General features: G+C 47.5%; 10 protein-coding genes. 5 read left to right on the top strand and 5 right to left on the bottom strand.

The features are described 5' to 3' along the window. Positions 1-77 precede the first annotated feature (77 nt). From D908_RS06070 to D908_RS06080, 3 genes are all read right to left on the bottom strand, one after another. On the bottom strand, positions 78-1,244 hold the full coding sequence (locus D908_RS06070; RefSeq protein WP_005525644.1) for a nucleotide sugar dehydrogenase: 1,167 nt from the start codon (positions 1,242-1,244) through the stop codon (positions 78-80). A gap of 367 nt (positions 1,245-1,611) precedes the next feature. Continuing rightward, entirely contained in the window at positions 1,612-4,059 is a 2,448-nt protein-coding gene (locus D908_RS06075) for an ABC transporter permease (RefSeq protein ID WP_005525642.1), read from the bottom strand. Further along, the gene (locus D908_RS06080; RefSeq protein WP_001194963.1) at positions 4,056-4,733 is read right to left on the bottom strand and encodes an ABC transporter ATP-binding protein; all 678 of its coding nucleotides are present in this window, start codon (positions 4,731-4,733) and stop codon (positions 4,056-4,058) included. The genes D908_RS06075 and D908_RS06080 overlap by 4 nt, the downstream gene beginning before the upstream one ends. On the opposite strand from D908_RS06080, the gene tesA reads away from it, so the two are divergent. The 4 genes from tesA (at position 4,732) to D908_RS06100 (ending at position 10,502) form a co-directional block, all read left to right on the top strand. Beyond that, positions 4,732-5,331, top strand: a complete 600-nt coding sequence (gene tesA / locus D908_RS06085; RefSeq protein WP_005525639.1) for a multifunctional acyl-CoA thioesterase I/protease I/lysophospholipase L1 — start codon at positions 4,732-4,734, stop codon at positions 5,329-5,331. The genes D908_RS06080 and tesA overlap by 2 nt on opposite strands. A gap of 89 nt (positions 5,332-5,420) precedes the next feature. Continuing rightward, a complete protein-coding gene (gene fabV, locus D908_RS06090; protein ID WP_005525637.1) occupies positions 5,421-6,614 on the top strand; it encodes an enoyl-ACP reductase FabV in 1,194 nt (397 codons plus the stop codon). A gap of 226 nt (positions 6,615-6,840) precedes the next feature. After that, positions 6,841-8,739 carry a sensor domain-containing phosphodiesterase gene (locus D908_RS06095; RefSeq protein WP_005525635.1) on the top strand — a complete coding sequence of 633 codons (1,899 nt, stop codon included), beginning with the start codon at positions 6,841-6,843 and terminating at the stop codon, positions 8,737-8,739. Positions 8,740-8,852: 113 nt separating this feature from the next. Continuing rightward, complete coding sequence (locus D908_RS06100; protein ID WP_000375444.1) at positions 8,853-10,502, top strand: ABC-ATPase domain-containing protein; 1,650 nt, start codon at positions 8,853-8,855, stop codon at positions 10,500-10,502. Between the two features lie 82 nt (positions 10,503-10,584). Here the strand turns inward: D908_RS06100 and D908_RS06105 are convergent, their stop codons facing one another. Beyond that, complete coding sequence (locus D908_RS06105; RefSeq protein ID WP_000004275.1) at positions 10,585-11,208, bottom strand: DNA-J related domain-containing protein; 624 nt, start codon at positions 11,206-11,208, stop codon at positions 10,585-10,587. Between the two features lie 237 nt (positions 11,209-11,445). On the opposite strand from D908_RS06105, the gene D908_RS06110 reads away from it, so the two are divergent. After that, positions 11,446-12,033, top strand: a complete 588-nt coding sequence (locus D908_RS06110; protein ID WP_001131378.1) for a DUF2238 domain-containing protein — start codon at positions 11,446-11,448, stop codon at positions 12,031-12,033. On the opposite strand, the gene cutA is transcribed toward D908_RS06110, so the two are convergent. Continuing rightward, on the bottom strand, positions 12,030-12,353 hold the full coding sequence (gene cutA, locus D908_RS06115) for a divalent-cation tolerance protein CutA (RefSeq protein ID WP_005525631.1): 324 nt from the start codon (positions 12,351-12,353) through the stop codon (positions 12,030-12,032). The two genes, D908_RS06110 and cutA, sit on opposite strands and share 4 nt — an antisense overlap. Between the last annotated feature and the right edge of the window lie 270 nt (positions 12,354-12,623).

Genomic DNA, 12,623 nt, shown 5'->3' with positions numbered 1-12,623 from the left:
AAGTGGCTGCTATTCTAAAGGGTATGAAACGTTAATAAAATCACATTTTTTACGCGGACTTATCCTTTGCGGATCACTCAATCTTGCCCAAACAGATCGCGGGTATAAATTTTTTCCTGCACATCGTCGAGTTCGGCCACCAGACGATTGGTCACAATCACCTCAGCCATCACTTTGAACTGCGCTAAATCAGTAATGACGGGAGAGCCGTAGAACGTCGATTCGCTGAGCACTGGCTCGTAAATCACAACGTCGATACCTCGGGCTTTGATGCGTTTCATAATCCCCAGAATTGACGAAGCGCGATAATTGTCAGAGCCCGCTTTCATGATCAACCGATAAATCCCCACCACTTTAGGGTTTCGATTCAATATTGAAAACGCAATATGGTCTTTGCGTGTGGTATTGGCATCGACAATGGCACGAATTAAGTTATTCGGTACATCTTCAAAATTACGCAGCAACTGGCGGGTATCTTTCGGTAAACAGTAACCACCATAACCAAAGGAAGGGTTGTTGTAGTGGTTCCCAATACGAGGATCAAGCCCGACGCCTTCAATAATCTGTTGGGTATCTAAACCATGAGTTTCCGCGTAAGTATCCAACTCGTTAAAGAAAGAGACACGCATTGCAAGATAAGTATTGGAGAAAAGTTTGACCGCTTCAGCTTCGGTTGAATGGGTAAGTAAAATAGGGATGTTGGTTTTCTTTGCGCCTTGAGCCAGTAACTCGGCAAAGGCCTGTGCGCGCTCTGATTTTTCACCCACGATGATCCTCGATGGGTATAAGTTGTCATACAAGGCGCGGCCTTCACGTAAAAACTCCGGGGAAAACACAATATTGTTACAGCACAGGCGCTGCTTGATGCGTTTCGTGTAACCAACCGGTACTGTCGATTTGATCACCATAATGGCATTTGGGTTGATTGCTAATACATCATCAATCACCGCCTCCACCGTTCGGGTGTCAAAGTAGTTAGTATCCGGGTTGTAATCGGTCGGTGTGGCAATCACGACATACTGGGCATCTTGATACGCTTCCTGCTTATCGCAAGTGGCTCTAAAATCAATGGGTTGATGTTGCAGAAAATCTTCGATTTCCGGATCAGCGATGGGGGAAATCTTATCGTTTAACTGCTGAACCCGACTCGGCACAATATCCAGTGCAACCACTTGATTGTGCTGAGCGAGTAGCACCCCGTTTGATAGACCAACATATCCAGTCCCCGCAATCGCAATCTTCATGCTTGATCCTTTTACTTGCTGCCTAAAAGGCGCTTCAAGTTTTCACCATGCCATAGAAAATTGACGATTTAGTGACTGCAAATTGTTTGCCTTAACTGACCTTCCAAGACAAAAAATGGCCTGTAACATAAGGATTTTTGGCCAATAGCTCTCATGGCTCACAAAGCCAAGTTATAACCTGAAAAAAAACAAAAAATCGCTTGACTCAAATTTGCCATTATTCAGATTTCACCGCTTTGTGAATAACCCAATCTCGCAAACCTCGGCCACTACGGGGCTGGCACGAAGCTCCTCTTAAACAGCGGTTTTACTTATCCCAAAAGTTATCCACTGTTTTTGTGGATAACTAACCCATTTACTCAACTGTTCAATCGCTGAACGCTTTATTCACGGGGGCTAACAGCCGTTTGAGCAGGCTGCTCACAACCGCAGCTAATGTGCAAAAAGTCAGCGCGGGTAAAGCAAACCACAGTGCCATATGCAAGCTTGGCGTTAAGCTAAAGCCCCATTTCATCACAGCAGCAACGACAATATCGGCGCTCAAACTCGCCACTAAACCGCCCACGAGCGCCATCACCCCATATTCCGCCCAAATAGTGTGCATGACTCGACGACGACTCGCCCCTAGAGTGCGGTATAAACGAATTTCCTGCTGACGTTGGCTGAGGCTCAAACGCAGTAAAGTGAAGATCAGCAGGATTCCTGCCAAGACTCCGAGTGCCGCCAGAACCGTCACAGACCAAACAATCTGCGTCAGTAAAGCTTGGATTTTTGCTCCCATAGTGCGGATATCCATCAGGCTCACCGTGGGATGCTGACGTGATAACTGGCTCAAAAGTGCATCATGTTCAGGCAATAGCCGGAAACTTATCAGATAACTCACAGGCAGGTTTTGCATCACATCAGGGCTAAAAATGAAGTAGAAATTGGGCTTCATTTCTCGCCACTCGACATGACGAATTGAGTTAACTTGCGCAGTTACTGGCTGGCTGTTAATGACAAATGTCAAAGTATCGCCAAGCTTAAGCCCGAGATCGCGCGCCACCTCTTGTTCCACCGATACCCCATTTTTGCTTTGCCACTGACCTTTAAGGATCGGGTTGTAGTCAGGTAGTTGCTCAGCCCACGTAAGGTTCAGTTCGCGCCGCAATGCATCAGAGCTCTCTTCCCCATTGCGGGCATATTGTTTGGCTTCTTGCCCATTAATCTGCGTTAAACGCCCACGCATAATGGGGTAAGCAACTGAACGTTCAATCTTGGCTGCGTCCAAAGCGGCGAGATAACTCGCTTTCTCCGACTCACTGATATTGAGTGCGAACGCATTCGGCGCATTTTCTGGCAGCGTGCGTTGCCAATCCGAAAGTAAATCGGTGCGTACCAGCCAAATGATTGCCAGCAGCATCAAAGAGAGGGCTAATGCACCAAATTGTAAGCCGCTGGCTGCGCCAGAACGGTTGATTCGGCTTAATGCCAATGCCATCGGCGGGTTTAACGGTAGCTTGGCTAATAGCCGTGTAACAAACACGCTCACCAGAGCCAACACCACAAACAGCGCGACGATGCCAATCAGCACAATCCAAATCAATTGGTTTTGCCAATACACCAGCAGCAGGGGCACCACTGGCACCATGATCAGCAGCAGATTACGTTGCCAGCGTACTTCGTTTTGCACTGGCTGCATCACCGCCACCGCGCTCACCGAAAGTAAACGGCCAAGCGGAATCCCCAGCGCGGGAACTGCAATCAATAAACTACTGGCCAGTGCAATCCACAAAGGACGCAGACCATAACTAGGCAAGGGATCAGGCAGGAGATCTTGCAGCGGCAAGCGCAATAAAGACTCCAAACCTACACCAATCACACTTCCGAGCAATACCGCAAACACCAACAACAGAGCCACTTGCAGTGCTAACCAGCGGCGTAGCCACTGACGGCTTGCTCCGAGGCTCTTGAGCATCGCGATGGTGTGGAGACGAGTCGAAACATAGTGCTGGCAGGTCAAGACCAAGGTTGTAGCGGCCATCAAGATCACGATTGCCACGGTCAAAGAGAGATATTGCTGAGTGCGCTCAAACACTTCATTGGTGCGGCTAGCACTCTCTTGATCACGCCAGCGATCACTCGGCGTTAAGGTAACCTCTTGCTTAATCGCCTTAATCGTCGAGTCATCACCAGTAATAAACAAACTAAATTGCACGCGGCTGCCGGGCTGAATCGCACCTGTTTTATCGATATCCGAAGCATGAATGTACACGGCGGGCATTTGCTGGAAGGGATTAAAGCTTAGCCCCGGCTCTTCGAGCACTTCACCACTGACCACAAAATCTGCATCACCTATTGTGACATTGTCACCAATGGCCACACCTAACTGGTCTTTTACTCTGGGTTCTAACCAAAGCTGATTAGCACTGACATGGTTCACCACTTGCTGCCCATCACTCAAGCGCATTTCCCCACGCAGTGGGTAAGCGCCATCCACGGCTTTGACCGTCACCAACTGCATGCCTTGATCACTGAACGCCATAGTGGCAAAACGGGTCATTTGCGAAGTGTGCGCAGCTTGCTTGGCCGTTAGAGTGAGTAATGTGTCAGGCAGTGGGTTTGCAGAAACAAACACCGTATCAGCCGTCAGTGCATCACGCCCTTGCTTAACAATCACCTGCTCCATACGTTGCGCCAGTGCAGTTAACGCAAAAATCGAAGCAATGATCAAAGTCAGAGCGACCGTCACAGGCCACAATTGGCCGTGGCGTATTTCACTCAAACTCCAACGCAATAAACGGCGGTTGAGCGCCGTAGAGGGCAAAGCCTTCATACTCGCTCCTCCAATTCACCCGCCTGCATAAAGAAACGGCGCTGGCAGCGCTGCGCCAGTTTCGGGTCATGAGTCACCAACACCAAGGTGGTACCGTGCTCACGGTTGAGTTCAAACAGCAAGTCGATCACTTTCGCGGCCGTTTCTTGGTCAAGGTTTCCTGTCGGTTCATCGGCAAACAGCACTTGCGGACGAATCATAAACGCCCGAGCAATCGCCACACGTTGTTGCTCACCACCGGATAATTGAGCGGGAGAATGGTGCATACGATGTTCCAACCCGACCGATTTAAGTAGCATCTGTGCACGATCGCGATCTTCTGCCTCGCCTTTAAGCAAACAAGGCAAGGTCACATTTTCCAAAGCAGAAAGACTTGGGATCAGCAGAAAACTTTGAAATACAAACCCGACCGATTCACTCCGCAGCGCCGCACGCGCTTCATCATCCAACTTCGACAGGGGCTTACCGAGTAGGTACACCTCCCCTTCACTGGGCGTATCTAAGCCCGCCAGCAGAGTCATTAACGTTGATTTACCAGCACCCGAGGCTCCGACAATCGCTACGCTCTCTCCGGCCTGAATCGAGAGATTCACCTGCTTAAGGATTGTTAAATGTTCCTGATTGGTGGAGACTAGTTTGGATAATGATTGCGCTGAAATGATGGATGTTTGCATGACTCGACTACTTTCCTTTTTGTTTGTTGTTGTCTTTTCTGCTGCGGTAAGCAGTAAAACCTTGTTGATCCTGGGTGATAGTTTGAGCGCGGGATACGAGATGCCCATCGAACAAGCTTGGCCTAGTTTACTGGCAGAATCTCTGGCTGAAAAAGGCAAAACTGTATCTGTTATTAACGGCAGCATTTCTGGTGATACCACAGGTAACGGATTAGATCGCCTGCCCTCACTGCTCACTCAACATCAGCCCGATGTAGTACTGATTGAATTGGGTGCAAATGATGGCTTGCGTGGCTTCCCACCACAAACCGTAAGTAAAAATCTCACGGCCATGATCGAGCAAGTTCAAGCGCAAAATGCTTCCGTGGTACTCATGCAAATTCGTATTCCGCCTAACTACGGCAAACGCTACAGCGACGCGTTTTATCAGCTCTATCCCAACTTAGCACAACAGTTTTCTATCCCACTTATCCCATTTTTCCTTGAACAGGTGATCCTAAAACCTGATTGGATGATGGCAGATGGTTTACACCCTAAACCAGAAGCACAGCCTTGGATTGCCGGATTTGTAGCCGAAAACCTCGTCGCTCATTTGTGACACCATCCACCGATTTACTGGTTTAGCTCAATAAAATTTACTCAGCTTTACGCTATTTTTGAATCCTTAACCACACAATAGGTGACCCCATGCACATCAAGCCACTCATTCAGGGCGTTGTTGCACGCAGTGCCCACCCTTATGGCTGCGAGCAGGCTGTTCTACAACAGATTCAGTACGTGAAGCAGGCTAATTCGATCAAATCTGGGCCGAAACGCGTGTTGATCTTAGGTGCTTCATCCGGTTTTGGGTTGGCAGCACGCATTGCTCTCACTTTTGGTGGTGCTAAAGCGGACACAATTGGTGTCTCTTTTGAACGCGCGCCCAGTGAAACTCAAACTGGCAGTGCTGGCTACTATAACAACCTATTTTTTAAACAGTATGCGGAGCAAGAAGGCCGTATTGCCATCAATTTAGAAGGTGATGTGTTTTCTTCGGAAATGCGTGAGCAGGTAATCGAAGCGATTGAAACCTACTTTGAAGGAGAAGTGGATTTGGTTATCTACAGTATTGCGAGCGGCATGCGCCGCAAGCCAGATGGCGAATTTTGGCGCTCTGCCATTAAACCCATTGGTGAAGCGGTCTCAGGCGCATCCATCATGTTAGACAACGATACTTGGACTGACACCACTTTAGAGCCAGCTACAGAAGAGGAAATTGAAGGAACGCTACGTGTGATGGGCGGCGATGATTGGGAAAATTGGATCGATACCTTGATCAATGCCGAGTCACTTGCCGAAGGTTGTAAAACCATTGCTTTTTCTTACATGGGCCCAGAAGTGACGCATCCTATTTACCTGGATGGCACCTTGGGACGAGCAAAAATCGATCTTCACCAAACCAGCCATTCACTTAATCTCAAACTCGCCAACTTCGATGGCGGTGCATATGCGGTGGTTTGTAAAGCCCTCGTCACCAAAGCCAGCGTGTTCATCCCCGGCTTAAGCCCCTACCTCATTGCGCTCTACCAAGTGATGAAAAGCAAAGGCACTCATGAAGGCTGTATTGAACAAATGCAACGTCTGTTTAGCGACAAGCTGTATGGTCGATCTCGTATCCCGCTCGACAGTGAGCGCTTAATCCGCATGGACGATTGGGAAATGAATCCCGATACACAGGCAAAAGTGGCTGAATGTTTACGCCAAATGAATGCCGACAACTTCCAACAGCTAGGTGATTATTCCGGTTTTAAACAAGAGTTTATGCAACTCAATGGCTTTGGATTTGAGAGCGTTGACTATAGCCAATCTGTTGATATGCATAAGTTTATTAATAAAAAATGATACCAAAAGTTGTGTTAGATTTGAGAATCCAGCCAAGCTAGCACAATTCGCTCTGCCATTCTGATCCGCTTTTGTTAGAGTGATTAACCACTGAGACAACATGATTCAGCCTCAGTGGTTTTTGTCATTCGTGCAATACCCGAGATTCGTTGCCACAATATTATTTGGAAGAAGATATCTGTCGCATGTAGGCATTGTTTTACCAGCCAAACTCAAGGAACCAGTAATGGCACCAATCCTTCCACAATCAACCCCTATACCTTCGACTATGCTGGCAAGTTGGCAAAATATGCTCAACTTACTTGCAGAGATCCTCAAGGTTCCTGCCACTATGATCATGCGGTTGCATCATCACGAGTTTGATGTGTACTGCACAAACACGAGCAACGAGAATCCCTATCGAATTGGTATGACCGAGCAACTCGGTAAAGGGCTGTATTGTGAAACGGTGGTCAATACCCGACAGATTTTGATCGTCACCAATGCCGAAACTGACCCTTTATGGAAAGACAACCCGAGCATGGAATTCGGGATGCGCGCTTACTGTGGCATTCCACTGCAATGGCCCAATGGTGACTTGTTCGGGACACTCTGCGCAACTGATCGTCGAGAACACCATTTCCATGCCACAGACCAACAGTTAATCCGCGCTTTTCGCGAATCGATTGAAGCACAACTTAAAACACTCTATCAACGCGAAACCTTGCTGCAAATGAACCAAGATTTGCACTTCAAAGTTCGCAACAAAATGCAAAGTATTGCCTCTCTTAACCAATCTCTTCATCAAGAAATCGACAAGCGTCGCGCTGCTGAACAGCAAATTGAATACCAACGCAGTCACGATGTCGGCACGGGTTTTCTTAACCGCAGCGCACTAGAGCATCAACTGGACGAACTCTTAACTCAGTTGGGTGACACCTGTGAGCTGGCAGTACTTCATATTGGTTTTGCGAATGTGCGCCAGCTACAGGCTCGACTGGGTTATCACTTGTGGGATGACGTATTAAAACAACTGCGTGAGCGAATTGGTCCGATTATCGATGCCGAGCTGATCACCGCGCGCCCAACGTCCACAAACCTTACTTTAGTTCTGAAAAGCACCCAGCTTGACGCCCATCTCAACCTGCTTTGTCACAAACTTATCCATGTAGGGCAAGCTCCGTTTCAAATCGAGGGAGTGACGGTTCATCTCAACCCATATATTGGTGTGGCGCTCTCGCGAGAAACTCACGACCCTCAGCAGCTTTTGAGCCATGCAGTCAGCAGCATGATTGCCTGCAAGGATTCCGGTTATAAAGTTTTTTTCCACTCACCCGCCATTGCGGATAACCACGCACGGCAAAATCAGTTGGAAAACTATCTGTTGCATGCCGTGCGCAATAACGACTTGATGCTCTATTTCCAACCGAAAGTGAGTGTTAAAACACAGCATTGGGTTGGTGCTGAAGCGTTACTGCGTTGGAAGCACCCGGTGTTAGGTGAGTTTTCTAACGAAACTTTAATCCACATGGCAGAGCAGAATGGGTTGATCTTTGAAGTGGGCCATTTTGTCTTACATCAAGCGCTCAAAGCCGCCAGCAATTGGCTGAGCATTTGCCCCACTTTTCGTATTGCGATTAATGTTTCCTCGGTGCAGCTAAAAAACAGCCGTTTTGTTGAACAGATCCATGATCTGCTGACGTTTTACCACTTCCCTGCCCACCAGTTAGAGCTGGAGATCACCGAAAGCGGTTTGATTGTGGACGAACCAACTGCGATTGATATCCTCAATCGGCTGCACGGGCTAGGTGTGACACTATCACTGGATGATTTTGGTACTGGCTACGCATCATTTCAGTACCTGAAAAAATTTCCTTTTGATGGCATCAAGATTGATAAAAGCTTTTTGGAGCAAATTGAACACAGCGAAAATGATCAAGAGATCGTACGCTCTATGCTGCATGTTGCAAAAAAGCTCAAGCTCAAGGTCGTAGCAGAAGGGATTGAAACCAAGCAACAAGAGCAGTTCATTCTGGAGCATGGCTGCGATATTGGCCAAGGCTTTCTCTATGGCAGGCCTATGCCCAGTGACGCATTTGAACAAAAGCTAATACAGCATGCCCAAGGATTACCAGCGCAAGAATAAGCCCAGCTATGGTTGTTTCGTGCTGAGGGATTCGCTTATCATTCCTTTACTCTTCAGTGGGCGCTACCTATAATCGCGCTCCTCTTTTTCTTTCCCTATGAGCGATAATCGAGATGGATCGACTAATTGCAACACTTAAAAAACTCGAAAAGCAGAACTATCGTGCTTATCAGCAGATCAAAGGTCAATATGACTTTGGTGACTTTACTCTGTTCATCGACCACATTCAGTCTGATCCATACGCTTCAGCCTCTCGTCTACGTGCCACTCGTGCTTGGTCATTGACAGGTCTAGATTGGCTGAGAGAGAAATCGCCTGCTTACCAAATGGCGGCTCGTGATTTTATCGCTCGTGCATTTGCTGAATTTGCAAAGCAAGACAATAGCTTATCCATCGCTATCAGCGGTCAAACCGTTCTCGACAGCACTTCTGTACTGTTCAACGAGGATGGCATCGAACTGCGTTTTCGCATGAGTATGCCGGCAGAAGGACGCGATATTCTTGCGAAAAAAGCACTGAATATTCTGACTTTCCATCTGCCTAAGTATATCCGCCGCGCCACGCTTGATCGTGAACTGGATAAAGCAGCGCTACTGCATCACTGTGAAGTCGTAGAAGATCAAGAAGCGATGCGTGCACAACTGGATGATCTGGGTTTGGTGGCTTTTGTTGCCAACGGCAGTGTACTGCCTCGCTTAGCGGGTAACTGCGATCTGCCGATGAAAGAAGCCGTACCGTTCCAAACACCGAAATCCCTCGAAGTGACTCTTTCAACGCCAAACCAAGGTGACTTGGTTGGTATGGGTATCCCACAAGGGATTACCTTGATTGTCGGTGGGGGTTTCCACGGTAAATCAACGTTGCTTACCGCACTAGAACGTTCAATTTACAACCATATTCCTGGCGATGGCCGTGAGCGCATGGTGACGGATTTGAAAGCCATGAAAATCCGTGCGGAAGAAGGTCGTTGCGTACACAACCTGAACTTATCCAACTACATCAATCACTTGCCTATGGGTAAGGATACAACGGATTTCAGCACTCAAGATGCTTCAGGCTCAACTTCGCAATCGGCTTGGCTGCAAGAATCGATTGAAGCGGGTGCAACCACACTGCTGATCGATGAAGATACTTCCGCAACCAACTTTATGATCCGCGATGAGCGCATGCAGGCACTCGTCAGCAAAGGCGCAGAGCCGATCACGCCATTGGTCGATCGTATCGGGCAACTGCGTGATGATCTCGGCATCTCGACTCTCGTGGTAATGGGTGGTTCTGGTGATTATTTGGATGTTGCCGATACTGTGATCCAAATGCATGACTATCAGCCACTTGATGTCACAGAAAAAGCACGTGAAGTGATCGCTCAGCATCCAACTCAGCGCCGCAATGAATGTGAAACGCCATTGGCAACCTTTACCCCTCGTGCTCTAAACTGCGCCACACTGCAAAAACTGCTGTTGGATGGTAAATTCCGCGTTTCAGCCAAGGGCCTAGATTCACTGCGTTTTGGTAAAGAGTTCACGGATCTTTCCGCCCTTGAGCAACTACAAAGCTCAAGCGAAGTGAATGCGATTGGTTGGTTGTGGTTCCAACTGGCACAACTGCCAGGATGGACGGAAAATCCAGCTAAAGCAATGAACAAGATGCTTGAAGGTGATTGGTATCAAGCGATGCCAAATCACGGCGACCTCGCGAAACCACGTATTTTGGATGCTATGGCCGCGCTTAACCGTATGCGCAAGGCACAATTTAAAGCCTAAGCCATTAGCTGAGTTTCCAGCACCAATGAGCTTCAAAACAGTAACGCGACCAACTGGTCGCGTTACTGTTTCTAAAACCTGATTAGAATTCTTGCCTGAGCACGTTCCAAGCTTCACACAGAATACGGAAACGTTCCGCATTTCCATTATCCCGATCTGGATGCCAACGCAGCGCGAGCTTTCGCCATGTTTTTCGGATCTCAAACGAACTGGCTTCTTCGCTCAATTCAAACAAGCGCAAAGCTTGGCCACGGGTTAAATCTTTTCCATTATGGCTGCCTACAGAGTGGCGATAACGCGTCCAGAATTCATTAAGCAGTCTTTTGACTTCACCTTCATTCGCTTCATAGTTCATCCACTGGGTATAGTAGTCACGCAAAGGATCATCGACGTCGATTTCATGAAATTCACTACGCATCATCGGCATCAGAATGATGTTCATCGCTTCCACTTGTAACCACTTTTCTGGGTGCAATGTTTCTTGCAACTGGTACAGCGCATTCATGATCAAAAAGTTACGCTTGAACAGATCTTTTTCTGGCTGAGCATCCAACACGGGCATTAAGCCTAGTTCACTCAAATGCGCTGCCAAGGTGTGCACTTTCCACCCCGAAGGTTGACGCTTCAATACTTCGAAGATCGGCCACAACAGCGGATTTTCCATATAAGTTTGAAACGTTGCAGCAAGCTGGTGACTTTCTGACATAAGGCTTCCATTCCGAAGAAATACAGTAATTCAAGACCAATCTAACCGATTTGTCACGGTGGTGAAATGGCAAATCTTCATTGTGTGAAGCTCAATCCGCATAAGGCTTATAGGCTGTTTTTCTGACACCAGAAAAGCCAGTTTTCTGGCGTTTTCTCTCACGCTTCAAATTGACAATTGAACAATGTTCATAATGATGGCAGGATAATCAGCATTCCATTGACGGAGCCACTCATTATGCCACTATCTCGACCTCTCATCGGATTAACCCTGATTTACAGTTTGGTGTTTGTTTTTTCTTCGATTGCCCCCCTCTCACGCGCAGTCTGGTTAGCAGAAATTATTCCTGCCATTCTAGTATTAGGCACCATTTGGTGGGTTTCCCTACGCTGGTCATTCAGCACCACCGCGTATGTATTGATGTTTATCTGGCTCTGTTTACACACAGTGGGAGCCAAATACACCTTCGCAGAAGTGCCGTTTGATTGGTTCAATTCACTGATCGGTTCGACGCGCAATCAATATGATCGTGTCGCGCATTTTTCGATTGGTCTCTACGCCTATCCCATCGCTGAATGGTTGCTACGCAAACAACAATCGAAACCATGGCTAGCCTACAGTTTTGCTCTTTTCAGCATAATGAGCCTTGCCGCCGGCTATGAAATTATTGAATGGTGGTATGCCGCCCTTGCTGGCGGAGAAGAGGGGATCGCCTTTTTAGGTTCACAAGGTGACATTTGGGATGCCCAGAAAGATATGCTGTGCGATACCCTTGGCGCGATAACTGCGTTGGGATTACTCACTTGGCAACGAGTTCGCTCTTAAACCGTCGTGTTATGTTTTAGCCAAGCCAAATACGGCTCAAAACCTTGTGTGATTGGCAGTTGAACAATCTGTGGCACTTGGTAGTGGTGTAATTGTTGAATCACACTCTCCACTGCCGAGTAACATCCGACTTGGGTTTTGATGATTAAAAGGAACTCATTGTCTTGGCAATAGGTATCTTGCCACAGGTAATGGCTTTCAATTGGCAACGTCTGAACACACGCCGCCAGCTTGTGTTCAAGCAAATGACGAATGATCTGCTCAGCGTTTTTCTTTTCGTTAGTGGTGGTCAGTACGACACAATATTCCGTAGGGTTCATAGGATATCCTCGCTAGCTTAGACCTGAGATGCAAAGGTACTGCACGTACTCATTCCATGGATTGCCCAAAGTGTAAATTGGTGGTTAATTCAGTAGTAAGTTTGTTAAATTGACCATAAGGCTCGACAGAGTTCGACAAGAATATGATCGGTCGCAAGCTATACATGTACTTTCTATGAATTGCATCTCAATTTCGGAACAAAGATGATAAAGCAGGCCAACAAGTGGACTGAATATGTTTATGCTAAAAACAAATATAACAATACATCC

The sequence above is a fragment of the Vibrio mimicus CAIM 602 genome (genome assembly GCF_000338875.1).
Taxonomy (GTDB): Bacteria; Pseudomonadota; Gammaproteobacteria; order Enterobacterales; family Vibrionaceae; genus Vibrio; species Vibrio mimicus.
Note: the sequence above shows the minus strand (reverse complement) of the source record. Positions and strands in the feature narration are given on the sequence as shown.